We start from the raw sequence: 26,895 nt of genomic DNA, 5'->3' as shown, positions 1-26,895 counted from the left end.
CTTCCGTTCCGATCGGGTCGAGGCGGACTACTTGGCCCCGGCGGCGCCGTTGATCGTGGCCTCGTCGATGCCGATGCCGGTCACGCCGTACTGGTCGAGGATGGCCTCGTAGGTGCCGTCGTCCATGAGGGACTGCAGCGCGGCCTGGATCGCCTTCGCGAGGTCCTCGTTCGCCTTGAGGACGCCGATGCCGTTCAGCGTGGCGTCGTAGCCGTTGGGGGCCTTCGGGTCCTCGATGACCTCGAAGGTCTCGCCGTCGTTCGTGGTCTTGGCGACGTAGCCGGCGCTCGGCTTGGTCAGCAGCGAGGCGACGACCTTGCCGCTCGTGATGGCCAGCTGCGCGTCGGCGTCGGACGGGAACTCGGAGAGCTCGATCGGGTCGAGGCCCTCGGCCTCGCACTCGGCCTGCCAGGTGCCGTTGACCAGGTCGACCTGGCTCGTGGCCGCCTGCACCGCGACCGGCTTGCCGCACAGGTCGAGGTAGCTCTCGATGTCCTCGGGGTTGCCCGCGGAGGTGAGGATGCCGGTGCCCGATGCGGAGTAGTCGACGAAGGTGAGCACCTCCATGCGCTCGACGCTCGAGGTCATCGCGGTGATGGTCACGTCGAAGTTGCCGGCCTGCAGGGCGGGGATGATGCCGTCGAACGCCTGCTGCTCGAACGCGAAGTCGATGCCGAGCTTCGCCCCGATCGCGTGGCCCAGGTCGACGTCCACGCCGGTGAGCTCCTTCGAGCCCTCCTCCTTGAACATCTCGAACGGCGCGTAGGGCGCGTCGGTCGCGACCTTGACCTCGCCGACCTCGGCGATGTCGGCGGGCAGCAGCTCGGCGGCCGCGTCGTCGACGGCGATCTCGATGCCCGCGACCTCGACGGCGCCGGACGCGGACTCACCGGAGTCGGCGTCGGACGCCGTGGCACAGCCGGCGAGGACGAGGAGCGAGCCGGCGGCGAGCGCGGTGGCGGCGATCGCGCGGCGGGCGGGGGTACGCGGGGGGAGTGCAGTCATGTCGAGCCCTTCGTGCGGGTCGCTCGTCGGTGAGCGACGTCTGCGCACGAGTATGTAACAGATGTTTCAGGATTACTAGTGCTTCACCAATTTGTAACAATCGCGACAAACGAGGAAAGCACGGTTCCCGAGTCTACGTGGGCTCGGCGGGCTCGCCGGACGGCGGCCGTCCGGCCGGGCGGCGCGGAGGCTCCGCGGAGCGGGTCAGGCCGATGCGCCGAAGCCGCCGGCCGCGGCATCCGCTCGGCCCGACTCGGCGAGCCCCGCCTCGATCGCCTGAACGATCGCCGGGTCGTCGGGCTCGACCGGCGGCCGGAACCGCCGCACCTCGCCGGAGGGCAGCACGAGGAACTTCTCGAAGTTCCAGACGACCGGGCCGGCCAGCCCCGCCGAGTCGCGCGATCGCTTGAGCTCGGTGAAGAGCGGGTGCGCGCGCCGGCCGTTCACCCGAACGCGGTCGAGGATGGGGAACGTCACGCCCCACGTGGCCGAGCAGTACTCGGCGATCTCGTCGTTCGACGAGAGCTCCTGGAAGAACTGGTTGCTCGGGAACCCGAGCACCGTGAACCCCCGGTCGGCGTAGCGCCGCTGGAGCTCCTCGAGCTTGGCGTACTGGGGCGAGAGTCCGCATCGCGAGGCGACGTTCACGACGAGACGCACCTGACCCGGCCAGTCGCCGAGGGTGCGGGTCTCGCCGGTCATGGTCTGGAACGGGATCGTCTCGAGCGAGGTCATACCGGTCGGTCTCCTTCGTCAGCCATCGTCGGCCCGGCAACGGATGCCACGGTAGCCGGACGGGCTGGGAAGCGGCTCCGGATGCGCGCGCAGGAACCTCAGTGCAGCGCCCTCGCCCGGTACACGGCCTCGGTGCGACTCGACGCGCCCAGCTTGCGGAGGATCGCCGACACGTGGACGCTCGCGGTCTTGCCGCTGATGTAGAGCCGCTCGCCGATCTGGCGGTTGCTGAGCCCCTCGGCGATGAGCTCGAGCACCTGCCGCTCGCGCGACGTGAGCTCGGCCACGGCGTCGCCCGGGTCGTCCGTTCCCGCGACGCCGGCCGAGCCCCGCGTCGCCTCGCCTCGCGTCGCCCGCCCGAGCGCGACGCCCGCCTGCATCGCCACGTGGGCGACACGCGACTGCACGGCGGTGACGCCACCGGCGACCGCGGCGTCGTACGCCTCCTGCAGCGTGTCGCGCGCGGCGAGGCGATCGCCGGCGTCGAGCTGCGCCTCGCCGAGGCGGAGCAGGGCGTACGGGCGGAGGAAGCCCGGCGCGGTCTCCGGCGTCGCGGCGCCCACCGCCGCACGCCACGCCGCCTCGGTGGGCTGCAGCTCGGCCTCGACGAACGCCGACCAGAGCGGACGCGTCGGCCAGAAGTGCAACCGCTCCATGGCCGAGCGCAGCGTCGGCTCGGCCTCGAGGATCTCGGCGGCCTCGGCCTCGGGCACCCGCGTGGGATCGGCGCGGACCGCGGCGATGACCCGGGCCAGCGCCCAGAGCAGCGGCTCGGCGTACCCGGCGAGCGGCAGTTGCCGCTCGTGCAGGACGCCGCGGCCGTCGCGCCACGCCTGCGACAGGTCGCCCACCGCGAGGCCCACCTCGGTCGCGACCCTCGCGACGCCGAGCCGCGTCTGCATCTCGACCTCCATGATGGGCGCCATGTTCGCCCGGAAGGTGCGGAGCAGCTCGGCCGCGCGCTCGGGCTCGCCACGCCAGACGAGACCCCAGATCTTGGCGCGCTGCAGGTACACGCGGAACGGCGCCGACGGCTCGAGGGCGAGCGCGCGGTCGATGAGGGCGCCGGCCCGCTCCCATTCGCCGAGTGCGAAGAGCGGGTCGACGGCGTTCGACGCGAGGATGACGCCCGAGCTGCGCTCGACGCCCTGGCGTCGCGCCCGCTCGAGCCCCTCCTCCGCGAGGCGCACCGCCTCGCGGTGGTCGCCCACGAGGTGGTACATGTCGGACGCGTTGACCCAGTACCGCAGCAGCGCCGCACCGTCGCGCGCCGCCAGTTCGCGGGCGCGCTCGAGGTCGGCGAGCGCGCGCTCGACCTCGCCGCGAGCGGCACGGCACACCGAGGCGATGTTCATGGCGATGGAGGCGTACCGCGGGTAGCCGATCTCCTGCGCGAGCTCGAAGGCCTCGTCGGCGACGCGGACGCCGTCGTCGATGCGCCCCTCGATCATGAGCCGGCCCGCGAGCCCGGTCAGCACCGTGACCCGGAGTTCATCGGCGCCCTCTGCGGGGAGGGCGGCGAGCGCCTCCTCGAGCAGCGGGATCGAGCCGCCACGGCCGACCGTCGCGAGGTAGAGCGCCTTGTCGCGCAGCAGCCGCGGGAACTGCGGATCGTCGCGCGGGCACTCGGCGAGCGCCGCCTTCACGAGGGCGAGCCCGCGTTCGCCCTCGCCGGCGTGACGCAGGTGGGAGGCCGTGCGACCCATGAGCTCCAGGCGGGTCATGCCGGAGACCCGCTCGGGCTCGGGCACGAGGCTCCAGAGCTCGAGGGCGCGTTCGCCGAGCTGCGCCGCCGAGGCGTAGGCGACCGCCGATCGCGCCTCGCGCATGGCCTGGATGGTGGCGGGGAACGCCCGCGCGGGGTCACGCGCCCCGAGCCAGTGGTACGAGATCTCGGCGGCGAGGCGACGCCCGCCCGCCGCGGCCTGCGCCTCGTAGGCCTCGGCGTACCGGGCGTGGTACCGCGCGCGCTCGCCCGGCAGCAGGTCGGCGAGGATCGCCTCGCGCACGAGCGCGTGCCGGAACGCGTAGTCGTCGCCGTCGATCTCGATGACGCCGTAGCGGACGCTCTCGCGCGCGGCCGCATCGAGTGCGGCCTCGTCGCCGCGGTGGACGGAGGACAGGAGCGCGTGCGAGACGCGGACGCCGCCGGTGGACAGCAGCCGGAGGAACTCCTGCGCCTCGTCGGGCAGTCGCTCGTACCGGGCGAGCAGCAGGTCGCGGAGGGTGTCGGGCACGAAGCCCTCGTCGCGGCATCCGTCGATGCCCACGAGCTCCTCGACGAAGAAGGGGACGCCGTCGCTGCGCAGGAACACCGTGTCGAGCACCCGTTCGCTCGGCGCCTCGTCGACGATGAGCGAGCGGACGAGCTCGTGCACCTGCGCCTGCGAGAGCCGGGTGAGCTCGCGGCGCTCGACCCACCGGTCGCGCTCGGCCTCGGTCAGGAAGCCGCGGAGCGGGTGACCGCGCGGCACGTCGTCGGTGCGGTAGGTGAGCAGCACGAGCAGGCGGCTGGACCCGAGCGAGCGGAGCAGGAACCGCAGCAGCGCGAGGCTCGCGGCGTCGACCCAGTGGAGGTCTTCGATGACGAGCACGATGGGCTCGTCTCTCGAGAGGGTCTCGAGCAGCACGGCGACCGCCTCGTGCAGCTGGCCGCTGCCGGCGCCGCCGGGGGTGATGACGATCTCGCCGGTGCCGTCGGCGACGGAGGCCGCGAGCTCGGGTAGCAGCGCGACGAGGGCCGCCCGGCCGGGCCCGACCGCGTCGAGCGCCCGGTCGGCGCCGACCTGCGCGACGAGCTGCCGCAGCGCGCCCTTGACCGGTGCGTAGGGCGCGGCCACGTCGCCGAGGTCGACGCACTGGCCGCGGACGAGCCGCACGTCGGGCCCCAGGCCGGCGGTGAACTCGGCCACGAGCCGGCTCTTGCCGATGCCGGCCTCGCCGCCGATCACGGCGGTCGCCGGCGTGCCGGCGCGGACCGTCTCGATGAGGCTGCGGAGCCAGTCGAGGTCGCCGTCGCGGCCGACCATGGCGGGGCTCGTCGAAGAGCTGGACACCATCCCATGGTCCCACCGACCGACGACATCGGCACCGGGTCCGTGGACCCGGTGCCGATCGTCGTGCGAGGGGTCGGTCGCGCCGTGGGCGGCCGCGGCCGCGACCCCGTCTCCGGTGCCGGTCACCGCGCGAGCAGCGGGGCCTGACGACGGGCGTGACGCCGGCGGGCGACGCGGAGCCACGAGCCCCGCGACGCGAACCCGGTCGGGTCGGCGCCCGCACCTCCGGCCCGCTCGGCGGCGGCGCGCTGCATGGCGATCCGCTCCTCCGCCCGGCGCACGTCGGCGGTGTGAACCTGCATGGCCACGAAGCCTGCGGTGTAGTCCATGATCTCCTCCTGAGGTGGGCGATGATCCGAGCCTGCGCTCTGAGGTGGGGGCGGCTCATCGGGAGATGTGCCTATTTCGTGCCGGTCCGGGCGGTGAGTGGGCCTCAGACGGGACTGATGCGGATGTTCGGGTCGCTCCGTCCTCAGTGCGCGAGGGTGGGCGTGCGGCGGTATCCGTCGTTGCGGAACTCGACCACGGCGGCGGACACGGCCCACACCGAGATGAGGGCGAGCACGAGCATCGCTGCGAACATCACGCACCTCCTTCCATTGATTCCTGGTCGCCCGGGCGGTGCCCCGGGACGTCTCGAGCCTCGTTCCTGAGGCACCCTCAGGACATCGGGCGATCGGCGTATTCGCCTACCTCAGCGTGGCGTCGGCCCCGTTCACGGTCGACAGGGCGATCACCGAATCCGGAACGGGCGTCCCAGCAGGGGTGAGCCCTGAGGCGATCGGCGCGCCCCAGCGCCGCTCGAGGGGCACGACGCCGGCCCACGTCGAGTGGTCCTCGCCGTCGTCGGGCTCCTCCGACGGGCCGCCCGATCGCTGCTTCATCACGACGTCGTCGAGGGCCAGGCGCAGCACGCGGGTCGCCGCGACCTCCTTGCGGTGCATGCCGCGCACCTCGGCCGGACGGCCGGGCATGAGCCGTTCGGAGAGCGCCAGCAGCGCGGCATCCGTCTCATCGGCCGGCACGACCTCGAGCACGCCCTGCACGGTCGCGCTGCGGTAGTTCATCGAGCTGTCGAACAGGCTGCGCGCGTAGACCAGGCCGTCGAGCGCCGTCACCGAGAAGGCGACGGGCCGACGAGCGGATGCCGCGCGCAGGGCGAATCCACCGCCGGTGGAGCCGTGCAGCAGCACGTGCTCCCCCACCCGCGCGTAGCCCATGGGCACGATGACCGGGACGCCGTCGACGGCGACCGCGAGGTGGCCGACGAGTTCGCTGTCGAGCAGGTCGTGGAGGGCGAAGCGGTCGGTGGTCTGCCGGTCGGGCAGGCGACGGATGCGGCGGGCGGGGGCGGTGGCGGTGGTCATGCGTCCAGCATGCGAGCGCGGCTGGTATGGTTGCCAGACCAGTTCCCGCGCGCTCGACCAGTCCAGTGCGCCGCGAAGGAGGTCCCGATGGACGGACCCCTGCTCGTCATCGACCGCGACGACGCCCGGCCGCTCGGCCAGCAGCTCGTGGAGGGCCTGCGCCGCGGCATCCTCGACGGGCGGCTCCGCCCGGGCGACCCGGTGCCCTCGACGCGCGCGCTCTCGAGCGAGCTCGGGGTTGCACGCAGCTCGGTCGTCGCCGCGTACGACCAGCTCGCCGGCGAGGGTTACCTCGAGCTGCGCCAGGGTGCGCCCACGCGCGTCGCGCCGCTCGTCGCGCCCGACCCCGCCGTCGGGGCCGACCCCGCCGTCGATGCTCCTCCCGCCGCCGCCGCGGACGCGGATCGTCGCTTCGCGGGCGCCGAAGCGACGATTCGCGACCGGCGCGCGCGCGTGACGGATGCCACGTCCACGGGGAGCACCGCGGAAGTGCTCGAGTTGCGGCCCGGGCTCCCGTCGACCGCGCGGCTCGACGAGCGGGCCTGGCGCGCGGCCTGGCGACACGCGTCGCGGATGTCGGTCCCGGGCGACATCCCGACCGACTTCGGCTCGCCGCGCCTGCGACGGGAGATCGCCGACCACCTCCGCCACGCGCGCGGGCTCGCCTGCTCGCCGGACGACGTCGTCGTGACCGCGGGCACGAGCGACGCGGTGGCCCTCCTCGCGTCGGCACTGCGCATGCTCGTCGACGGCACGCCGCACGTCGCGGTCGAGCACCCCGGGTATCCGTCGGCGCGGCGGGTCATCGAACGCCGCGGGGCGCTCCGCACCGTGCCCGTGCCCGTCGACGCCGACGGCATCGACGTGGCGGCACTCCGCGGCATCCGCCCCGCCCCGCACGCGGTCATGGTCACGCCGCACCACCAGTACCCGCTCGGCGGGCGGCTCCCGGTCGCCGCCCGGCTCGAACTGCTCGACTGGGCCGCGGCATCCGGCGTCGTCGTCATCGAGGACGACTACGACAGCGAGTTCCGTCATGTCGGCGCCCCGCTGCCGGCGCTCGCCTCCCTCGACCGGGCCGGCCGCACGGTGCTGGTGGGCAGCTTCTCGAAGGTGCTCACGCCCTGGCTGCGACTCGGCTACCTGGTGCTGCCCGGCGACGCCGCGCTCCGCGAGGCCGTCGCGAGCGTCCGCGACGACGAGACGTGCCCGGTGCCTGGCATCGCCCAGGAGGCGATGGCCGAGCTGCTCGCCAGCGGCGCGGTCCGCCGGCACATCGCCGCGGCCCGTCGCGACTACGCGCACCGCCGGCGGATGGTGCTCGACGGGCTGTCGCGGATCGCGGGCGCGAGCCTCACCGGGCTCGACGGCGGACTCCACGCGGTGCTCCGACTGCCGTCGCACGAGGTGGCGGCCCGGGTGGTCGCCCGACTCGCCGCCGACGGCGTCGCCGTCTCCCCGCTCGCCGACTACTCGGCCGTGCCCGGCCAGGGCCCCGCGGGCCTGGTGCTCGGCTACGGCTCCCCCACCGACACCCGGCTCGCCGAGGCCCTCGCGCGCGTGCGCGCCGCCGTGGAGGTCGAGCTCGCGGCATCCGTCGCCTGACTCGGCCCCGCCGTCGCGACCGCTCCGCGCCGCCCCCGGCGAGCGTCGAGTGTCCAACGGATGCGGGGCGGGGCACCGGGAAGCGGCATCCGTTGGACACTCGCGGCACCGAAGGGCGGGGCGACCGCCGGGGGTGGGCGCGCAAACGGTGACGGGCCGCACGGCGTGCGGTCGCGGCATCCGCTCGCCCCGTGAACGCTGTGAACGGATGCCGCGAAGCCGGCGGGCCGCGTAGCGTGGGGTCGTGCTGACTCCTCCGGTGACCGAGAAGCGACCGACCGAACGCACCCACCACGGCGACGTCGTGGTCGACCACTACGAGTGGCTGCGCGACAAGGACGACCCGACGGTGATCGCCCACCTCGAGCAGGAGAACGCCTACACGAAGGCGAAGACGCGTCACCTCGCGATCCTGCAGGAGCAGGTGTTCGAGGAGATCAAGCGCCGCACCAAGGAGACCGACCTCAGCGTGCCCACCCGCGAGGGCGACTGGTGGTACTACTCGCGCACCGTCGAGGGGCTGCAGTACGGCATCCACTGCCGCGTGCCCGTGCGCGGCGCCGGCGACTGGGAGCCGCCCGCCATCCCCGAGGACGGCTCGCCCCTGCCCGGCGAGCAGGTGCTGCTCGACGACAACGTCGAGGCGAAGGGCCACGAGTTCTTCTCGCTCGGCAGCTTCGACCTCACCGCCGACGGGTCGACCCTGCTCTACGCGGTCGACGTCGAGGGCGACGAGCGGTACACGATCCGGCTGCGCGCGCTCGACGGGTCGGGGCGGGTGCTCGACGACGAGATCCCCGGCACCGCGGCGGGCGCCGTGTTCGAGCCGTCGGGGCGGTACCTGTTCTACGCGACCGTCGACGACGCCTGGCGGCCCGACACCATCTGGCGGCACGAGATCGGCACGCCCGCGTCATCCGACGTGCGGGTGTTCCACGAACCCGACGAGCGCTTCTGGCTCGGCGTCGGCCTCACGCGCAGCCGCAAGTACCTCGTGCTCGAGGCCGGGTCGCACGTGACGAGCGAGACCTGGCTGCTCGACGCCGACGACCCGGCGGGCGAGTTCCGGGTCGTGTGGCCGCGTCGCGACGGCGTCGAGTACGACGTCGAGCACGTCGTCGCCGGCGGCCGCGACCGGCTGCTCATCGTGCACAACGAGGGCGACGCCGTGAACTTCGAGCTCGTGAGCGTCGCCGCCGACGACCCGCAGGGGGCCAGGCGGATGCTGCTCCCCCACGACCCGCGCATGCGCATCGAGGCGGCGCACGCGTTCCGCGACTTCGTGGCGCTCGAGTACCGGCGCGACGGCCTGCCGCGGGTGGCGATCGCCAAGGTGCCGCCGCAGGGACTCCCCGCCGACGCCACCCCCGACGACACGCTCCACGAGCTCGCCTTCGACGAGGAGCTGTGCTCGGTGGGCGTCAGCGGCAACCCGGCGTGGGAGCAGCCGTCGCTGCGCATCGGGTACGGCTCGTTCGTGACGCCGTCGACCGTGATCGACGTCGACGTGGCATCCGGCACCCGGACCGCGCGCAAGCAGCAGGCGGTGCTCGGCGACTACCATCCCGAGCGGTACGCGCAGAAGCGCGAATGGGCGACGGCTCCGGATGGCACGAAGGTGCCGATCTCGCTCGTCTACCGGCACGACCTGGTGACCCTCGGCGAGCCCGCGCCGACGCTGCTGTACGGCTACGGCTCGTACGAGCACGCGATCGACCCGGGCTTCGGCATCCCGCGGCTGTCGCTGCTCGACCGCGGCATGGTCTTCGCGGTGGCGCACGTGCGCGGCGGCGGTGAGATGGGCCGCCTCTGGTACGAGCACGGCAAGAAGCTGCACAAGAAGCACACGTTCACCGACTTCATCGCGGCCGCCGAGCACCTGGTCGACAACGACATCACGACGCCCGATCACCTGGTGGCGCAGGGCGGTTCGGCGGGCGGCCTGCTGATGGGCGCCGTCGCGAACCTCGCGCCGCGGCTCTTCGCGGGCATCGTCGCGGAGGTGCCGTTCGTCGACCCGCTCACGTCGATCCTCGACCCGTCGCTGCCGCTGACCGTCATCGAGTGGGACGAGTGGGGCAACCCGCTCGACGACCCCGAGGTGTACGCGTACATGCGCTCATACTCGCCGTACGAGAACGTGCACCCCGTCACCTACCCGCGGATCCTCGCGATCACGTCGCTGAACGACACGCGCGTGCTCTACGTCGAGCCCGCGAAGTGGGTCGCGCGCCTGCGCGAGGTCGGCGCCGACCCGCTGCTGAAGGTCGAGATGGCCGCCGGGCACGGCGGCGTCTCCGGCCGGTACGCGGCCTGGCGCGAGCGCGCGTTCGCGAACGCGTGGATCATCGACGCGGCGGGGGCGCACCCGAGCGGCGAGTGACCCTCCCCGCTCGAGGAAGACCGGGGGCCCGCGCCGGGATCCGCCCCGCTGGTCGAGTAGGACCGAAGGCCCGTATCGAGACCGGCATGGCGGAATCTGCACGATTCGTGCCCTGATCGGGGCTCGCAGGATGTCGGCGGCCGGGTCCAGACTGACCCCCATGTCGTTCATCGCCGAACTGAGTGAACGGATGCCGCAGCGCGTGCACGCGCCCGGCACCCCCGAGTACGAGGCCGGCGCCGCGGTGTTCGCCGGCTCCGGAACGCCCGACGTCGTCGTGCGCCCCGCCTCCGCCGCCGAGGTCGCCGAGGCCGTGCGGGCCGCCGTCGCCGCCGGCGCGCCGATCGCCGTGAAGAGCGGCGGCCACGGATCGGCCCCCGTCACCGGCGGGCTCGTCATCGACCTCTCGGCACTGAACGCCGTCGAGCTCGCCGACGACGGCTCGCGCCTGGTGCACGTCGGCGGCGGCGCCCACTGGGGTGACGTGGCCGCCGCACTGACCCCGCACGGGCTCGTCGTCACCTCGGGGGACACGACGGATGTCGGCGTGGGCGGGCTCGCGCTCGGCGGGGGCCTCGGCTGGTTCGCGCGCACGCACGGGCTCACGGTCGACCTCCTCCGCGAGGTCGAGCTGGTGACGGCCGCGGGCGAAGTGCTGCAGGTGAACGCCGACTCGCACCCCGAGCTGTTCTGGGCGCTCCGCGGCGGTGGCGGCAACTTCGGCGTGGTCACGAGGTTCACCTTCGAGGCCCAGCCGGTCGACGGGCTCGTCGGCGGGCACGTGCGCTTCGACCAGTCCGACGTGCGCGCGGTGGTCGGCGCCTGGCGCGACGTGTTCCGCGATGGGCCCGACGAGCTGAACTCCACGCTGCTCGTGATGCCGCCCCTCATGCCCGAGATGCCCGCCGGCCCCCAGATGTCGGTCGCGCTCGTCGGTTCGGAGGACGACCTCCGACGCCTCCTCGAGCCGCTGCTGTCACTGCCCTCGGTCGCCGACGTGTCGCTCGGTCCCGTCGCGTACCCCGACCTCCTCGAGGCCGCGCCGCCCGGCGAACCGCCGTTCCGATTCGTCGGCGGCAACGGCTTCGTCCCCGACCTCTCCGACGCGGCGCTCGACGTTTTCGTGAGCGCGCTCGACCGCGAGGTGCCGACGATGCTGCTGCTGCGCGCGCTCGGCGGGGCGTTCTCCCGCGTGCCGACGGATGCCACGGCGGTCGCCCATCGCGACGGCCGCGCGCTCGTCGCCGTCAACGGCATCCTCCCGGCCGACGCGACCGACGATCAGGTCGCGGCGGCGCGCGCGGGCGTGGATGAGGCGATCGCATTCACGAGCGGCGCGTACTCCAACTTCTCGCCGGAGTTCGGCGACGACGTGACGGCGATCTACCCGCCCGCCACGCTCGACCGCCTCCGCGCGGTGAAGCGCGAGATCGACCCGGGCGACGTGTTCCGGGCGAGCCACCACATCGCGCCCTAGCCGTCAGGCGGCGGGCGGGTCCTCGTGCAGGTCGACGTCCGCGGGAACGAACGCCCACCCGGTGAAACGCACCTCGAGGCCCGCCCGCGTCGGAGCGCAGACCATGGGCCCGGCGGTCGCCGCGTTCGCGTCGAAGGGCGCAACCCGGATGGTGCGCCACTCGCCCTCACCGGCGCGGGCGCGCAGCGTGATCGTGTCGGCCTCGACACCCGAGCGGCTCGCCCGGATCGTCACGACCTGCCCCGCCCACTCGGGCACGGGCGCGAGCGACCAGTCCGACATCCGGTTCGTCACGACCGCGCCGAGGTGCGGCACGCCGTCACTCATCTCGATCCCGGCCTTGACCCAGTTCTCACCGTCGAGGTGCAGGAACAGGCCCGCCTGGTCGTAGAGGCCCGTGAGCGTCGACGTGTCGAACGAGACCTCGACCGCGGCATCCGTCGGCCATGGGGCCAGCAGGGCGTGCCCGTCGTCGTGCACGAAGCCGTAGTGGGTGGTGCGCCAGTAGTCGCTGCCCTCGGCGGCCTCGACGACGATCGCATCGCCGTCGACGTGCACCGCGACGGGGTCGCGGCTCCAGCGTCCGGCGTTCCAGGGGGCGGCGGGGGCGCGGTCGGCGTCGCTCATGCGCCCACGCTATCGGCCTCGGCCCGGCGCGCCGCCAGCCGGCGCTCGCGCATCGCGAGCCACAGCGGGAACGTGAACGCGAACGCGGTGAGCGCCGACCCGAGGATGTACGCCCACGCGAAGCGCATCCCGAGGCGCCGCGACTCGACGACGATGAGGGTGCTGCCCGCGACCGCGACGACGAGCAGGTCGGTCGTGATCGACGACACCGCCGGTCCGCTCGAGACGAGGTCGCCGATGAAGTCGTTTCCCTGCGCGATCGCGATGGCGTTGTAGGTCCAGGTGCCGACGAGGCCGGCGACGGCGACCACGAGGTACACGACGGCGAGCGGGGTCCAGTTGCGCGTCATCCGTTCAGTGTGGCGGATGCCGCACCCGACCGTCAGTACTCGGGGATCGCCTCGACGGCCCGCTGCGCCTCGAGTCGGGCGAGGTCGCGCAGGAGGTCGTCGCCGACATTCGCCATCCGCTCGGAGCGGTGCTCGGCGTAGTCGGGCTCCTCGTCGTAGCGCGGCCAGCGACGGTCGAGCTCCTGCTCGATGACCCGGCTCAGCTCGTCCCATGCGTCGTCGCGGGCGCGCTCGATGAGCCCGGCCACGTACGCGTCGTCGGACCGGCGGGTCCACAGCTCCTTCGCGATGGCGGCGTGCACCTTCTCGCGTCGCCGCAGGTTCAGCAGGTCGTCGCGGTGGTAATCGTGCTGGTGCTGCGACCGGCCCTCGCGCTTCGCGGCGACCTCGCGTTCCTCGGCCACGTGCTCGGCGGCCTCGTCGGCCTCCTGCACGAGCTCGTAGAGCACCGAGCGGGCGCGGTCCGCGGCGCGCTCGTCGGAGTACGGCTCGTCGCTGCGGAGCGCGTCGACGATGAGGCGGTTCTTCAGCGCCATCCGTGCCGCCGATTCGGCCATGAGCAGGCCCTCTTCGAGCATCTCGTCGAAGGTGGCGGGGGTGACCTCGGGCAGGCGCGACCGGTCGAACGGCGTCATCCTGCGGCGCGACTCGCGCCGCTGCCACGGCAGTCGGAACCGGGCCATGCGCACCTCCTCGAATCGCACCCGTTCCACCGTACCGATCCTCGGTGAACGGATGTCGCCCCCCTCTCTTGCCGCCCCCTCCCCCGCCCCCGCCGTTCCGCCCTCGCCCCTCCCCCGCCGTTCCGCGAAATGACGCAACCTGCGCTTCCGGCCGCGCGCCGGAACCGTTTGCGTCATTTCGCCGGGCGGGCGGCAGGAGCGCGGGGCCGGCAGGCGCGCGGGCCGGGCGGGCGGCGCGCGGGCCGGCAGGCGCGCGGGCCGGGCGGGCGGCGCGCGGGCCGGCAGGCGGGCAGGCGGAGGGGTCGGCAGGTGGGCGCGCCGGGAGGCCGGGGGGTCGGGGGTCGGGGGAAGGGCCGGCGGAGGGCGAGGACGGGACCGAGCCCGGGAAGACCGCGCCGGCCCGCCGCCCGCCCCGCCGCCCGCCCGCCTCGGACGTTCGGCGAAATGACGCAACCTGCGCTTCCGGCCGCGCGCCGGAACCGCTCGCGTCATTTCGCGCGGCGGCGGCAGGAGCGCGGGGCCGGCAGGCGCGCCGGCCGGGGGTGAGGCCGGGGCGGGAGAGACGGGCGGCGGGGTCAGGCGGCTCAGGCGGCGGGGTCGAAGCCGGGGGTGCGACCGTCGCGGCCGACGTACTTCACGACGAGGCTGCAGTCCTTGTCGACGTAGCCCTCGTCGATGAGGCGCTCGAAGCGCTCCATCGCGAGGCGCCCCGCCGCGAGGTCGAGCCCGGCGGCGTCGCCCGCGGCGAGCGCGTACGACAGGTCCTTCGCCGCGAGCCCGGTCGTGAACGTCGCGTCGAAGTTGCGGTTCGCGGGGCTCGTCTCGACGACGCCGGGCACCGGGTACCAGGTGCGCAGCGGCCACGAATCGCCGGATGACACGGTCGCGATGTCGTGGAACACCGCCGGGTCGAGCCCGAGCGCCTCCGCGAGGCGCGCCCCCTCCGACGAGGCCTGCAGGGTGATGAACAGCATGAGGTTGTTCGCGAGCTTCGCCGCGATGCCCGACGTCGGCCCGCCGACGGTGAAGACGTGCCCGGCCATCGGGTCGACGAGGGTCGCCGCCTCGGCGGTGGCATCCGCTTCACCGCCGAGCATGAACGTGAGCGTGCCGGCGTGCGCGCCCGCGATGCCGCCCGAGACGGGTGCGTCGACGAAGCGGATGCTGCGGGCCGCCGCCGCCTCGTGGCACGCGCGCGACGTCTCGACGTCGACCGTCGACGTGTCTAGGACGACCGTGCCCGGGCGCACGCGGTCGAACACGCCGGGCTGCCCGGCGTCGCCGATGAGGACCTGGCGGGAGTGCTCGGACCGGGGCAGCGACGTGAAGACGGCGTCGGCGTCGCGCACGGCGGTCGCGGCATCCGTCGCCGTGCGGATGCCGCCGGCCCGCGCCTGCTCGGCCATGCGCGCGTCGACGTCGAACCCGACGACCTCGTGCCCGGCCCGGGCGAGGTGGGTGGCCATGGGCCCGCCCATGTGTCCGAGCCCGATCCAGCCGATGACCGCCATCCGCGTCCTCCTCGACGTCGTGTCGCGCGGCGCCCGTGCCGTGCGATCGTCTCCACGCTACGCCCGCGGCGACGTGCGGCCCCACCCCCCGCGCGTCGAGCGCGCCGCGGACCCGGATCGTCGGAATGGCCGCGCCCGTGCGACGATTCGCGTCCGACGCGGTCCCGGCCCGCGGCGTCCGACGCGGCGCCGGCCCGAGGCGCCGGCCCGCGGCGCCCGCGCGGGCCGCGACGCGTCAGGGGATCGCCTGGGCGGTCGCCTCGAGCGGGCTGACCGGGCGGTCGCGCTGCGTGGCGAGGGCGAGCCCGGCGGCGCCGCACACGACGACGATCGCGACCGCCTCGACGAACGTGAACCGCTCGCCGAGCACGAGCGCGCCGAAGATCGCGGCGATGACCGGCCCGAAGCTCGTGATGATCGCGTAGAGCCGGGGCGTGATGCGCCGCAGGATGTACGTGTCGAGGCTGTACGGCAGCGCCGACGAGAGCACGCCCACTCCCAGCAGCAGCCCGACGATGCGCCAGTCGAGCGCGCCGACGTCGAGGGTCGCCACCGCGAACGGCACGAGCAGTGCGAGCGAGACGAGGCTCGCGACCGTGAGCCCCTCCAGTCCGGGCAGCCGGGTCGCCACGCGACGCGTCAGCAGGATGTACGCCGCCCAGCTCGCCGCCGCAGTCAGCGCGAGCACCACGCCGATCGGGTCGACGCCCGAAGCGGATGCCGCGGCATCCGTCTCGCCCGAACCGCCGGCCCACGGGCCGATGAGGAGCAGCACGCCCGCCCCCGCCGCGAGCGCGCACGCGAGGTCGAGCAGCCGCCGGGAGGTGAACAGGGCGATCGCGAGCGGGCCGAGGAACTCGATCGTCGCCGCGATGCCGAGCCCGAGCCGGTCGACGGACTCGTAGAAGGTCACGTTCATCACCGCGAGCACCACGCCGAGCGCGAGCGCCGGCCGGAGCCGCCGCCAGGTGAGCTCGGCGCGCTTCGGCCGGTAGAACGGGAGCACCGCGATCGCCATGACGAGCTGGCGCACCGCAACGACCACGAACGAGCCGACGACGGGGATCACGAGCCCCGCGAGCGACGAGCCGAAGTTGATCGACACCTCGGTGCCCAGCTGCGTCGACGCACCGGCGAAGCGGCGGCGGCGGAGCGTGGCATCCGTCATCGCGGCCGCCGGCGCGGGCGTGGTCTCGTGGGGCACCACTCGACGATACGACCTGCGCGGCGCGACTCGCCCCCGCGCCTGCGCCGCCCGCGGTCGCCGCTGTGGTCGGCTGTGATCAGGGGTGCGCGCATGACGAAGCCATTCGGAAGCCTGACGGACGACGAGGTGCAGCTCGCGGGGCGCGTGGAGTTGCGCCGGGTCGTCGTGACCGACGACGTCGAGTCGTGGGACCTGCTGCTGTACCCGGCGGGCGGTCTCGAGCCGATCGCGGTCGACGCGTTCAGCCTCGACGAGCTCACCCGGACCAACCCGCCGTCGTCGCGCGACCTCGCCGACGGGGTGGCGAAGGTCGTGCTCGGATGCCACGGGCTGCGCCGCATCGAACCGTGGACGATGTCGCGGGACGCGTCGAGCTGGTCGGCGCGGGTCGCGGTCGTGCCGGCTGCCGCCGCCGGGGGTGCGGGGGCGGATGCCGCGGAGAGCCCGGGCGCGCCGACCGCCGGTTGAGCGCGGCGCAGTGAGCACGCGGGGCTGAGCGCGGTCACCCGTCGAGCTGCTCGCGGAACCGCGCCGGCACGGCGTCCCGTCCGGCCCGGCGTCCGGCGGCGACGCTTGCCTCGGCCGCGACGAACCCGTCGGGGCGCACCAGGTAGAGCCGATCCGACCGCAGGCGTCCGCCGGCGGCGGGCGGGAACACGTGCGCCTCCGTCCCGAGCCGCTCGGCGACGCGGTGCACCAGGTCGGCGGGGGCGCCGTACCCGTGCACCTGCCAGCGCATCGACCGCAGCGCGTCGAAGTTCGACGGGTCGGCGCCCGTGTACGGCAGCCGCTTGCCGACGACGTCGTCGCGCGCCTGGGAGCGGGTCGGGGGCTCCGGCGACATCCGGTATCGGATGCGCGTCTGGGACAGGAACCCGAACAGTCGTCGGCCCCCGATGACGCGGGGCAGCACGCGTACGGCGGCGGGACCGAGCGCGGGGATGGCACGCCCGCGGATGAACCGGGTCAGCGCCGAGTCGGCGGTGACGAGTCCGAACAGCCGGTCGGTCGTCGCGACGAGCCGGCGCGCGACCGGCCGCCGCTCGGCCTCGTACCGGTCGAGCCGCCGGTCGGGCATGCGGCAGACGAGCACGTCGGCGAGCGCGCACGCGAGGTTGTGGGCGTCCTGCAGGCCGGTGTTCATGCCCTGCCCGCCGACGGGCGAGTGGATGTGCGCGGCGTCGCCGACGAGGAAGCACCGCCCCTCACGGAAGCGCTCGGCGACCCGGTGGTGCAGCCGGTACGTCGCGAACCACGTCGACGACCGGTATCCGACCGTGAACCCGCGCGCGATGCGCGACCGCACGAGCCGCTCGGGCAGCTGCCCGCCCCCGGCGAGGTCGGCGTCGCGCACCACCCCGAGGATGCGCGCGTGCCCGGGCTCGCCCATCGGGAACGACAGCAGGAGGTCGTCGGGCGCCATCCGGATGTTCACGTGCCCGTCGACGAGTCCGGTCGCGCCGAGCGCGTCGGCGACGAAGAACGTGTGCTCGTTCGTCACGCCCTCGAAGCGGATGCCGCTGAGCTCGCGCACCGCGGAGTGCGCGCCGTCGGCGCCGATGAGGTACCGCGCCTCGATGTGCACGGTCGCGGGTCCGTCGCCGGCACCGGACGACCCCGTGTCATCCGGCACCCGCTCGAACACCGCGGTGACGGATGCCGCGCCGCGCTCGATCGCGACTAGGCGGAGCCCCCACTGCACCTCGAGTCCGCGAGCGGTGAGCCCGTCGACGAGGATCCGCTCGTTGCGGCTCTGCTCGAGCACCGTGATCTCGGGGAACGGCGTCGTGCCGCGACCGAACTCGCGCAGCGGCACCCGTCCGAGGACGCGGTGGCGGAACGCGAGCACCGCCCCGACCGCCTCGGCACGCTCGGCCACCACGCGGTCGGCGAGGCCGAGCTGGTCGTAGAGCTCCATGGAGCGCGCCTGCACGACGAGCGCCCGCGACTCGCGGGTCGGGCCGTGCTTGCCGTCGGCGATGATCGCGTCGACGCCGAGCTTCGCGAGCACGTTGGCCGCCATGAGCCCGCTCGGGCCCGCTCCGACGACGAGCACGTCGGTCCGCAGCGTCTCGGACTCCGCCATGCGCCCAGCCTGTCACCACGAGGGCCCGCGCGGGAGGGCGACGGGCGCTTCCCGTCCTTTCAGGGCCCGAGCAGCAGGTCGTCGGGCGCCGTGATCGGGCGCCAGTCGGCGGCGGCGACGGCACGCGGCATCCGGTCGGCGCCCGCCAGCGCGCCCATCTCGAGCCGGGCGAGCTCGGCCACGTCGGCGACGGGCACCTGGAACGTGCGGAACGGCCCCAGGTCGGGCATGGCGGCCGCGCCCCCGGCGAGCCGCGCCCGCTCGCGCTCGGCGCGTGCGGCCCGCGCCGCCTCGTCGAGGTCGAGCAGCGGCGACTGGTCGAGCACGAAGCCCGCGGTCGCGAGCTCGTCGCCCGACCGCCACGCGACGACCTTGAAGAACCGCAGGGGCACGCGGATGCCGCGGTACTCGGGGTCGCCCGGGTCGAGCACCGGCGCCGTGAACACGCTGAGGCGCTGCGCGTGCACCGTCGCGTAGGCGAGCACGTGGTCCTCGAGCCCGTTCCACAGCTCGAGCGACTGGTTGAACGCGGCCTGCTGCGGCGCCGCGTTCGGATACCGGAACGTGTCGGCGTTCGCGCGGGCCGCGACATCCGGCGGCCCCCACACCGGGTCGCGGCGTCGCACGAGGTGCCCGCGGTCGAGGTCGTTGCGCGCGTAGACGTCGGGCCCGGCCTGCCACGCTTCGGGGATGCGCTCGTCGAACCGCCAGTCGTCGCCGCGCGGCACGTCGACGAGCTGCGCGCCGTCGATGTTCACGCCGGTCACGCGGGCGAACCTGCGGCCGGTGTCGAGCACCACGGTGAAGTGCAGGTAGTCGAGGGCGACGGATGCCGCGGCATCCGTCTCGGGCACGGCGGGCAGCGCCGCCTCGGGCCCCAGGAACCGCGCGTCGAACCCCATGCGCCCACCCGATCACGAGCCGCCGACAGCGGCGGGCGGCCACGCCGGAGGCCGGGCGCCGCAATCCGAAGCCGCGCCCGCCGCGAACCACTCTCGTGCGGGCCCGATCGCGGCTCGCCGAGGGAGGCAGTCGCATGGCGCGCAGCGCACGACCGCACGCGCGGGAGCAGGCCGGCGACGCGACCGCTGCCGGCGCGTCGCGGCGGCGCTTCCGGATCTGGGCGGCCGTCTCCGGGGTCATCGCCGCGGGCGTGTTCCTCGCCGCCGCCGAGCTCGCAGCGCTCCTCGCGGCGCGCGACGGCAGCCCCATCCTCGCGGTCGGCGCGTTCGTCATCGACATCGTGCCGCAGCCCGTGAAGGAGTTCGCGATCGCCGCGTTCGGCGCGTACGACAAGGTCGTGCTGCTCGGCAGCCTCGGCATCGCGGTCCTGGTCGCCAGCGCGGTCGCGGGCGTGCTGCAGTTCGCCCGCCCCCCGCTCGGGTCGGTGGCGCTCGGGATCGCGGGCGCGCTGTCGCTCGCGGCGATCGTCACGCGGGCCGGCGCGACCCCGCTCGCCTGGGTCCCCCCGGTGGTGGGTGCGGCGGCCGGCATCGTCATCCTCGAACTGCTCGTGCGGCGGCTGCGGGCGTGGGCGGGCGACGTCCGAACAGCGGATGCCGCGGCATCCGTCACCGACACCGCACCGGACGGTGTCGCACCCGACGAGGCAACCGCACGAACCGGTGTCGACCGTCGCGGGTTCTTCGCGCTGGCCGGGATCGCCGCGGCATCCGCGTTCGTGGTGGGCGTCGGGTCGCGCGTGGTCGCCGCCGCGACCTCATCGATCGACGCGATCCGCGAGGCGCTGCGGCTGCCCGCCCCTCGGTCGACCGTGACCGTGCCGACCGGCGCGGAACTCGACCTGCCGGGCCTCACGCCGCTCTACACGCCGAACGCCGACTTCTACCGCGTCGACACCGCCCTCACGGTGCCCGAGGTCGACCCGGCGACCTGGCGGCTCGTCATCGACGGCCTCGTCGGGCGGCGCGTCGAGCTCACGTTCGACCAGCTCGTCGGGATGGGGCTCGACGAGTACTCGATCACGCTCACGTGCGTGTCGAACGAGGTCGGCGGCGACCTGCTCGGCACCGCGAAGTGGGTCGGCGTGCCGATCCGGGACGTGCTCGCCCTCGCCGGGCCGCAGTCGGGCGCCGACATGGTGCTCTCCCGCAGCGTCGACGGCTTCACGGCGTCGACGCCGCTCGACGCGCTCACCGACCCCGGCCGTGACGCGATCCTCGCGGTCGGCATGAACGGCGAGCCGCTCCCCCTCGAGCACGGCTTCCCCGTGCGGATGGTGGTGCCCGGGCTGTACGGGTACGTGTCCGCCACGAAGTGGCTCACCGAGCTGAAGGTCACCACGTTCGCGGCCGACGAGGCGTACTGGACGCCTCGCGGCTACAGCGCCGAGGCGCCCATCAAGTTCTCGTCGCGCATCGACACCCCGCGCTCGGGGACGCCGGTCGCGGCGGGCTCGGCGGTGATCGCGGGCGTGGCGTGGGCGCAGACGGTGGGCATCGAGCGCGTCGAGGTGCGCATCGACGACGGCGACTGGGAGCCGGCGACGCTCTCCGCGCCCGTCAACGTCGACACCTGGGTCCAGTGGTACCTGGAGTGGGAGGCGACGCCGGGCACGCACTACGTCACGGCGCGGGCCGTGAACCGCGACGGCGAACTGCAGGTCGAGGAGCGCGCCCCGATCGCGCCCGACGGCTCCACCGGGTGGCAGCGCGTGCTCGTCACCGTGACCTGACCCCCCTCGAGGGGACGCGACATGCCGCCGGCCTCCGGGCCGGCACGGCATGTCGCGTCCCCTCGGTGCAGGGGTCGGCGAGCTACCCGAGGCCCGAGAGCCCGCTGCCGACGAGCATCGCGCCGACGACGAGCAGCACCAGAGCCATCACGATCCCGTTGTTGCGGCGGAGCCAGTCACCGAGTTCGGCGAGCACGGGCGACATCCGCTCGCCACCCACCAGGACCGCCACGACCGGGATGCCGACGCTCGCGCACGCGAGCACGACGAACACCGCGCCGGCGACGAGCACCTCGCCCGCCCCGAGGAAGGCGCCCCCGACCGTGAAGCCGGCGCCCGCGGCGAACGCGAGCTCCTTCGGGTTCGCGACCGTGAGCACGAGCCCGAGCCGGAACGCCCCGCCCGCCCCCATGCCGTCGATCGCGCGCATCCACCCGGGGAGCTTCGATTCGGCGTCGCGGCGGGGTCGTCGGTGCCACTTCACGACGGCGCCGACGACGAGCCCGACGCCGACGAGGAGCCGCAGGACGGCCGCGGGCGTCGATGAGCCCGCCGCGTCGTCGACGAGGTCGGCCGCCCACGCGAAGGCCGCGACGAGCGCCCCGAACGCGAGCACCCTGGCCGCGAGGAAGGCTGCGCCGCCCCGAGCCCCGACGGGCGCGAGCAGCAGGAGCAGCACGGCGATGATCGGCAGCGGACTGAGCGCGACCCCGACCGCGAAGGGGACGACGTCCCCGATGACCTCGGCCATGGCGCGAGCCTAGCGCCGCGGGCTGGCGCCCGGCCGCCGCGTCCCCGTCCCCGTCCCCGTCCCCGAGGGACGCAACGCGCCGCGGCTCCGCGGGCGGGCACGGCGTGTTGCGTCCCCTCGCGAGATGGAGACGCGCATATTGAACATTTCGGTTCAGTGAACTACACTGAACCACATGGTTCAAAATGAGGTGCTCGACCGGGCGTTCGCCGCCCTCGCCGACACCACCCGACGCGACATCCTGGTGCGGCTCGGCGACGGGCCCGCCACGATCAGCGAGCTGGCCGAGACCGCGGGCATGACCCTCACGGGCATCCGCAAGCACGTCGACGTCCTCGTCGAGGCCGGCCTCGCCACCACCGAGAAGGTCGGGCGCACCCGGCAGTGCCGCCTGGGCGCCGAGCGATTGGACGACGCCATGGCGTGGATCTCCTTCTACCAGCGCCTCTGGGAGCGCCGTCTCGACGGTCTCGAGGCCTACTTCACCCTGCGCAACTCCACACCGAACGACACCGGAAAGGACGCATCATGACCGAGCAGACCGGCGGCGCCACCGCCGACACCACCGAGGCGATCGAGCTGCGCGCCGAACGCACGCTCCCCGCCACGCCCGAGGAGGTCTTCGACGCCTACACCGACGCCGAGCAGCAGAAGATCTGGTTCTCGATCCTCGACGAGGAGCCCGGCGTGGTCGAGATCGAGGTCGACCTCCGGGTCGGCGGCCGCCAGGTCGCCGTCTGGGGACCCGATCGCGACACCCTCTTCCGCGAGGAGCAGGTGTTCCTCGAGATCGACCGTCCCCGCCGGCTCGTGACCGAGTCCACCGGCAGCGACCCGAGCGGCCAGACCATGACCACCCGCATCGTGGTCACGTTCGAGCCCGTCGACGGCGGCACCCTCATGAGCGTCGTGCAGTCCGGCTTCCCGACGCCCGAGATCCGCGATTTCTTCGCCTCGCAGGCCTGGGTCGGTGCGTTCGACCGCATCGAGGCGTACCTCGCGCGTCGCTGACGCGGCATGGCAGACGGCGAGCGGATGCCGCGGCCTCGCGCTGCGGCATCCGCTCGCCTGTCAACGCCTCGACGGATGCCGCGCCGTGGGGCACGATCGATCGTGACGGCCCGTGCGGGCCGCCCGAAGGGAGGACCCCCATGGCCGAGCAGCCCGGCTTCCAGAACGCCCCCATCGAGGACGGTGCCACCGAGGCGAGCCGCAGCGAGCAGATCCGCGGCATCCTCGTGCAGGTTCGCGAGGACATGAAGATGGGCCACGCGCACGACGAGCAGGCCCTGCTCCGTCAGCGCCTCGAGGAGGCGGGCATCGCCGTCTCGGACGACGAGATCGAGCGGTACATCTCGCACGAGTGACTCCGACCGCGACGGGCCGCCGCGCAGCGGCCCGTCGCGCGCGTCAGGCGGCGGTGTCGTCGGCGAACGCGTCGAGCCGCTCGGCGAGCCACGCCGCCTGACGCTGCCAGTGCACGCCGAGTCCGCCCTCGTGGTCGTTGAACGCGTACTCGACGACCTCGGCGCCGACGGCGTGGTGGTTCGCGGCCGCGTAGACGGTGGACGGCGGGCAGATCGTGTCCATGAGCGCGACCGAGACGAACGCCGGCGCCGTCGCGCGGCGGGCGAAGTGCACGCCGTCGAAGTACGACAGGGTGCGGAACACCGTGGGTCCGGCGTCGCGGTGCACCGACAGGAACCGGACGATCTCGCTGTAGGGATCCTTGTCGGTCATGCCGACCGCCCGCTCGAAGTGGCAGAGGAACGGCACGTCGGGCATCGCGCCGACGAGCCCCTCGACGAGCCCCGCCGCGGCGAGCGCGAGCCCGCCGCCCTGCGACATCCCCGCCACCGCGACGCGCGACGCGTCGACGACGTCGAGTGAGCGGATCGCATCCACCGCGAGCACGGCGTCGGTCATGACGCGCCGGTAGTAGTACTCGGCGGGGTCGTGGATGCCGCGGGTCATGAAGCCGGGGTGCGACGGGCCGGTGCCGTGCGGGTCGGGCGTGCCGCCGCCCGTGCCCCACGAGCTGCCCTGCCCGCGGGTGTCCATGAGGAAGTGGGCGTACCCGGAGGCCGCCCAGCCGAGTCGCTCGTGCGGGAGGCCCCGGCCGCCGCCGTAGCCGACGTACTCGACGACCGCGGGCAGCGGGCCGGTGGCGCCCGCCGGCACGAGGAGCCACCCCTTCACCGGGTCGCCCGCGTACCCCGAGAACTCGACGTCGATCACGTCGACGAGCGCGAGCGGCGAGTCGACCCGGGTGAGCCGCGGCGGCTCGGCGACGGCGCGGGACGCCGCGAGGGTGTCGGCCCAGAACGCGTCGAAGTCGTCGGGCTCGGGCACGTCGGGGCGATACGTGCGGAGCTCGTCGACGGGCAGGTCGAACCGGGGCATGGTGAACTCCTTCGGGGGACTGCCGGGGTGCCGACAGCGTAGTCGGCTCCGGCCACATCGTCCGACCACGGTCGCGCCGCGGCATCCGTCACGGCAGGATGGACCGGGTGCCGCGACCGTCGCGGCGCGGATGGGAGCAGCGCGTGGGCGACAGGGTGATCATCTCGGGACCGGCGTCATGGAACGAGATCGTCCTGCTCGAGCGCCTGCCCGAGCCGCGGCCGCACATGCAGTTCGCGCTCGACGACCACGAGACCGTCGGCGGCACCGGAGCCGGCAAGGCGCTCGGGCTCGCGGCGTTCGGCCGGCCGGTCGAGCTGCACACGCTCATCGGTCCGGATACCGACGGCGAGCGCCTGCGCGACATCCTCGGGCGCGTGCCGGGCCTCGACCTGCACGTCGTCGACGGCGCCCGCACCGAGCGGCACCTGAACCTCATGACGCCCCTCGGCGAGCGCGTCTCCATCTATCTCTCGACGCCCGACGACCACCCGAGCCCCGAGGACCACCGCCTCACGACCGCGATGGAGGACGCCGCCGCGATCGTGCTCGACCTCTCGGAGCGCTCGCGGCGCATGATCCCCGACGCCCGGGCGTCGGGGCGGCCGATCTGGACCGACATCCACGACTACGACGGCACGGCCGAGTTCCACCGGGCCTTCATCGACGCCGCGCAGGCCGTGTTCATGAACGGCGACCGCATCGGCCCCGACCCGCTGCCGTTCATGCGGGAGGTGGTCGACGGCGGGGCGCAGCTCGTGGTGTGCACGCTCGGCGCCGAGGGCGCGGTCGCGGTGGCCCGCGAGTCGGCGGACGGCCAGGTCACCGAGCACCGCGTCGACGCCGTGCCCGTCGAGGTCGTCGACACGAACGGCGCGGGCGACGCGTTCATGTCGGCCGTGCTGCATGCGCGGCTCGACGGCGCCGATGTCGACCAGGCGCTCGAGGCGGGTGCCCGGCACGCATCATCCGCCCTCGTGACCCGGCACCTGCACTCGTCGCTCGACGCGCTCATCGACGACTGAGGCGCGTTCCGGGCCTACCCCTCGACGCGGCGCCGCTGGAACGCCCGGCCGTGCACATCGCGCGGCTGGATGCGGACCCAGCGGTCCTTGGTCTCGGGTGCCCACGGCGTGACCCCGAGCCCCTCCGCGTGCTCGATCTCGCTCGAGCGCTCGAGTTCGCGCGCCTCGCCCTTGACGATGACGCTGTACGCCTCGTCGTCGGTGAAGCCGTCGACCTCGAAGGCGACGTTCGAGTGGATGGTGAGTTCGAGGAGCTTCGTGCCGGGCGCGGTGCGGAACACGATCGCGCGACCGTCGACGCCCTCGTGGTCGACGCGGTGGTTCACCGGGAAGATGTCGACCTCACCCGCGGCGGCCGCCGCGACGCGGCCGTAGGGGACGGCCTCGATGAGCTGCCAGCACTCGTCCTCCTCAAGGTGGCGGGTGGGTGGCCGGTCGTCCTGCTCGTCCATGTCTCCTCCTCGGGTCGTGGATCCGGTCAGATGGCGGCGTCGAACGCCTCGACGGGTCCGACGTCCTCGATGCGTTCGACGCCCGCGGGCGCCCCCACCGGGTCGGGCGCCGGTTCGACCGCGACGCGTTCGCCGTGCTCGGGCACGCGCACCGGCCAGCCGAGCTCGTGCTTGATACGGGCTCGCAGGGCGTCGGCGGCGTGCGCCTCGCCGTGGGTCACGTAGGTCATGCCGGGGGCGGATGCCGCGCCGCGGAGCCAGTCGAGGATCTCGTCGGCGTCGGGGTGGGCCGACATGCTGTCGATCATCACGACGTCGGCGCGGATCGGGACGTCCTCGCCGAAGATGCGGAGCGTCCGCTCCCCCGCGGCGAGTGCGGCGCCGCGCGTGCCGCCCGCCTGGAAGCCCGTGAGCACGATCGCGTTGCGCCGGTCGGGGCCGTAGGCCTGGATGTGGTGCAGGATGCGGCCGCCGGTGAGCATGCCGCTGGCGGAGATGATGATCATCGGCCCGCCGCGCAGGTTGAGCAGCTTGGAGTCGTCGACCGTGCTGATGCGGGTCGCGAGGCGGTACATGCGCGTGAGCCGGTCGTGGTCGAGGCGGTGCTCCTCGGGGTACCGCTCGTAGATGGAGGCGACGTCGACGGCCATGGGGCTGTTGAGGTAGATGGGCACGTCGGGCAGCTCGCCGCGGTCCGCGAGTCGCGCGAGGTGCAGCAGCACGGTCTCGGTGCGTCCGACGGCGAAGGCTGGGATGAGCACGACGCCGCCGCGCCGGGTCACGCGGGTGACGATCTCGCCGAGGCGGTCGGCGGGGTCCTCGTCGGTATGGGCGCGGTCGCCGTAGGTGCCCTCGGTGACGAGCACGTCGCACGGCTCGAGGTCGGCGGGCGCGCGCATGAGCGGGTCCTTGTGGCGGCCGAGGTCGCCGGTGAAGTGCAGCGTGCGTCCCTCGGCGCGGAGGCGCACCTGCGCGGCGCCGAGGATGTGCCCGGCCGGCGCGAGGCGCATGTCCACGCCGTCGGCGATCGACCGGGGCTCGCCGAAGTCGAGTTCGCGGAACCGCCCGAGCGCCGCCTTCACGTCGTCGGACGTGTAGACGGGGCGGGGGTCGGCGTGCCGCGACCAGCCGCGCCGGGCGGCGTGCCGCGCCTCCTCCTCCATGAGGTAGGCGCTGTCGGCGAGCATGACCCGGCAGAGCTCGATCGTCCCGGGCGTCGCGACGATGGGTCCCGCGAACCCGTCGCGGACGAGGGCGGGCAGGTATCCGGAGTGGTCGAGGTGCGCGTGGGTGAGCACGACCGCGTCGATCGACTCCGGCGGGACCGGGAACGGGTGCCGGTTCCGCTCCCGCAGCACCTTGTAGCCCTGGAACAGCCCGCAGTCGACGAGCACGCGCGCGGCATCCGTCTCGACGAGGTACCGGGAGCCGGTGACCGAGTCGGCGCCGCCGAGGAACCGGAGGGAGACGGGCATGG

The 26,895-nt window shown here is 74.0% G+C and carries 24 protein-coding genes and 1 pseudogene; 9 read left to right on the top strand and 16 right to left on the bottom strand.

Translation table 11 applies throughout. The features are described 5' to 3' along the window. Positions 1-27 precede the first annotated feature (27 nt). From RH861_RS01930 to RH861_RS01910, 5 genes are all read right to left on the bottom strand, one after another. Positions 28-1,005 carry an ABC transporter substrate-binding protein gene (locus tag RH861_RS01930; RefSeq protein ID WP_310519505.1) on the bottom strand — a complete coding sequence of 326 codons (978 nt, stop codon included), beginning with the start codon at positions 1,003-1,005 and terminating at the stop codon, positions 28-30. A gap of 204 nt (positions 1,006-1,209) precedes the next feature. Continuing rightward, the gene (locus RH861_RS01925; protein WP_310519504.1) at positions 1,210-1,740 is read right to left on the bottom strand and encodes a glutathione peroxidase; all 531 of its coding nucleotides are present in this window, start codon (positions 1,738-1,740) and stop codon (positions 1,210-1,212) included. A 98-nt stretch (positions 1,741-1,838) separates the two neighbouring features. Then, positions 1,839-4,796 carry a helix-turn-helix transcriptional regulator gene (locus RH861_RS01920; RefSeq protein WP_310519503.1) on the bottom strand — a complete coding sequence of 986 codons (2,958 nt, stop codon included), beginning with the start codon at positions 4,794-4,796 and terminating at the stop codon, positions 1,839-1,841. Between the two features lie 122 nt (positions 4,797-4,918). Continuing rightward, entirely contained in the window at positions 4,919-5,125 is a 207-nt protein-coding gene (locus tag RH861_RS01915; protein ID WP_310519502.1) for a hypothetical protein, read from the bottom strand. A 360-nt stretch (positions 5,126-5,485) separates the two neighbouring features. Further along, positions 5,486-6,163, bottom strand: coding sequence for a pyridoxamine 5'-phosphate oxidase family protein (locus RH861_RS01910; protein WP_310519501.1), 678 nt, complete (start codon positions 6,161-6,163; stop codon positions 5,486-5,488). A gap of 87 nt (positions 6,164-6,250) precedes the next feature. On the opposite strand from RH861_RS01910, the gene pdxR reads away from it, so the two are divergent. From pdxR to RH861_RS01895, 3 genes are all read left to right on the top strand, one after another. Further along, positions 6,251-7,768, top strand: coding sequence for a MocR-like pyridoxine biosynthesis transcription factor PdxR (gene pdxR / locus RH861_RS01905; protein ID WP_310519500.1), 1,518 nt, complete (start codon positions 6,251-6,253; stop codon positions 7,766-7,768). Positions 7,769-8,012: 244 nt separating this feature from the next. Then, positions 8,013-10,151: a S9 family peptidase gene (locus RH861_RS01900; protein ID WP_310519499.1), complete on the top strand. Its 2,139-nt coding sequence runs from the start codon at positions 8,013-8,015 to the stop codon at positions 10,149-10,151. 160 nt (positions 10,152-10,311) lie between these two features. Continuing rightward, on the top strand, positions 10,312-11,628 hold the full coding sequence (locus RH861_RS01895; protein WP_310519498.1) for an FAD-binding oxidoreductase: 1,317 nt from the start codon (positions 10,312-10,314) through the stop codon (positions 11,626-11,628). A gap of 3 nt (positions 11,629-11,631) precedes the next feature. Here the strand turns inward: RH861_RS01895 and RH861_RS01890 are convergent, their stop codons facing one another. The 5 genes and pseudogenes from RH861_RS01890 to RH861_RS01865 all read right to left on the bottom strand — a co-directional run bounded on the left by RH861_RS01890 (position 11,632) and on the right by RH861_RS01865 (position 16,003). After that, the gene (locus RH861_RS01890; RefSeq protein WP_310519497.1) at positions 11,632-12,255 is read right to left on the bottom strand and encodes a DUF1349 domain-containing protein; all 624 of its coding nucleotides are present in this window, start codon (positions 12,253-12,255) and stop codon (positions 11,632-11,634) included. Next, entirely contained in the window at positions 12,252-12,605 is a 354-nt protein-coding gene (locus RH861_RS01885) for a DUF2834 domain-containing protein (RefSeq protein WP_310519496.1), read from the bottom strand. The genes RH861_RS01890 and RH861_RS01885 overlap by 4 nt, the downstream gene beginning before the upstream one ends. A gap of 32 nt (positions 12,606-12,637) precedes the next feature. Continuing rightward, a complete protein-coding gene (locus tag RH861_RS01880) occupies positions 12,638-13,318 on the bottom strand; it encodes a hypothetical protein (RefSeq protein WP_310519495.1) in 681 nt (226 codons plus the stop codon). Between the two features lie 554 nt (positions 13,319-13,872). Further along, positions 13,873-14,817: pseudogene (locus tag RH861_RS16340) on the bottom strand (NAD(P)-dependent oxidoreductase); the annotation flags it as partial. A 217-nt stretch (positions 14,818-15,034) separates the two neighbouring features. After that, positions 15,035-16,003, bottom strand: a complete 969-nt coding sequence (locus tag RH861_RS01865) for an EamA family transporter (RefSeq protein ID WP_310519494.1) — start codon at positions 16,001-16,003, stop codon at positions 15,035-15,037. Positions 16,004-16,096: 93 nt separating this feature from the next. On the opposite strand from RH861_RS01865, the gene RH861_RS01860 reads away from it, so the two are divergent. Beyond that, entirely contained in the window at positions 16,097-16,474 is a 378-nt protein-coding gene (locus tag RH861_RS01860) for a hypothetical protein (RefSeq protein WP_067947636.1), read from the top strand. 34 nt (positions 16,475-16,508) lie between these two features. Here the strand turns inward: RH861_RS01860 and RH861_RS01855 are convergent, their stop codons facing one another. After that, on the bottom strand, positions 16,509-18,092 hold the full coding sequence (locus RH861_RS01855) for an FAD-dependent monooxygenase (protein WP_310519493.1): 1,584 nt from the start codon (positions 18,090-18,092) through the stop codon (positions 16,509-16,511). 59 nt (positions 18,093-18,151) lie between these two features. Then, positions 18,152-18,994, bottom strand: coding sequence for a DNA/RNA non-specific endonuclease (locus RH861_RS01850; RefSeq protein WP_310519492.1), 843 nt, complete (start codon positions 18,992-18,994; stop codon positions 18,152-18,154). A 134-nt stretch (positions 18,995-19,128) separates the two neighbouring features. Here RH861_RS01850 and RH861_RS01845 point away from each other — a divergent pair, with 134 nt between their 5' ends. Continuing rightward, positions 19,129-20,787: a molybdopterin-dependent oxidoreductase gene (locus RH861_RS01845; RefSeq protein WP_310519491.1), complete on the top strand. Its 1,659-nt coding sequence runs from the start codon at positions 19,129-19,131 to the stop codon at positions 20,785-20,787. Between the two features lie 82 nt (positions 20,788-20,869). On the opposite strand, the gene RH861_RS01840 is transcribed toward RH861_RS01845, so the two are convergent. After that, positions 20,870-21,538, bottom strand: coding sequence for a GAP family protein (locus RH861_RS01840; protein ID WP_310519490.1), 669 nt, complete (start codon positions 21,536-21,538; stop codon positions 20,870-20,872). A 175-nt stretch (positions 21,539-21,713) separates the two neighbouring features. Between RH861_RS01840 and RH861_RS01835 the strand changes: the two genes are divergently transcribed. The 3 genes from RH861_RS01835 to RH861_RS01825 all read left to right on the top strand — a co-directional run bounded on the left by RH861_RS01835 (position 21,714) and on the right by RH861_RS01825 (position 22,905). Beyond that, complete coding sequence (locus RH861_RS01835; RefSeq protein WP_310519489.1) at positions 21,714-22,070, top strand: ArsR/SmtB family transcription factor; 357 nt, start codon at positions 21,714-21,716, stop codon at positions 22,068-22,070. Continuing rightward, complete coding sequence (locus tag RH861_RS01830) at positions 22,067-22,549, top strand: SRPBCC family protein (RefSeq protein ID WP_248599878.1); 483 nt, start codon at positions 22,067-22,069, stop codon at positions 22,547-22,549. Before RH861_RS01835 ends, RH861_RS01830 begins: the two co-directional genes overlap by 4 nt. Positions 22,550-22,689: 140 nt before the next feature. Continuing rightward, positions 22,690-22,905 (top strand): hypothetical protein, encoded by a 216-nt coding sequence (locus tag RH861_RS01825; protein ID WP_310519488.1) that lies wholly within the window; start codon positions 22,690-22,692, stop codon positions 22,903-22,905. A gap of 43 nt (positions 22,906-22,948) precedes the next feature. On the opposite strand, the gene RH861_RS01820 is transcribed toward RH861_RS01825, so the two are convergent. Further along, positions 22,949-23,941 (bottom strand): acetylxylan esterase, encoded by a 993-nt coding sequence (locus RH861_RS01820; protein ID WP_310519487.1) that lies wholly within the window; start codon positions 23,939-23,941, stop codon positions 22,949-22,951. A 143-nt stretch (positions 23,942-24,084) separates the two neighbouring features. Here RH861_RS01820 and RH861_RS01815 point away from each other — a divergent pair, with 143 nt between their 5' ends. Then, on the top strand, positions 24,085-24,966 hold the full coding sequence (locus RH861_RS01815; RefSeq protein ID WP_310519486.1) for a carbohydrate kinase family protein: 882 nt from the start codon (positions 24,085-24,087) through the stop codon (positions 24,964-24,966). Between the two features lie 14 nt (positions 24,967-24,980). Here RH861_RS01815 and RH861_RS01810 read toward each other — a convergent pair whose 3' ends face one another. Together RH861_RS01810 and RH861_RS01805 are read right to left on the bottom strand one after the other, a co-directional pair. Beyond that, the gene (locus RH861_RS01810; RefSeq protein ID WP_310519485.1) at positions 24,981-25,418 is read right to left on the bottom strand and encodes a pyridoxamine 5'-phosphate oxidase family protein; all 438 of its coding nucleotides are present in this window, start codon (positions 25,416-25,418) and stop codon (positions 24,981-24,983) included. 26 nt (positions 25,419-25,444) lie between these two features. Further along, on the bottom strand, positions 25,445-26,893 hold the full coding sequence (locus RH861_RS01805) for an MBL fold metallo-hydrolase RNA specificity domain-containing protein (RefSeq protein WP_310519484.1): 1,449 nt from the start codon (positions 26,891-26,893) through the stop codon (positions 25,445-25,447). Positions 26,894-26,895: the final 2 nt, after the last annotated feature.

Origin of the sequence: Agromyces indicus (assembly GCF_031432295.1) — a bacterium.
GTDB lineage: Bacteria > Actinomycetota > Actinomycetes > Actinomycetales > Microbacteriaceae > Agromyces > Agromyces indicus.
The sequence above is the reverse complement of the archived record's forward strand: the minus strand, read 5'-3'. Positions and strand labels throughout refer to the sequence as shown.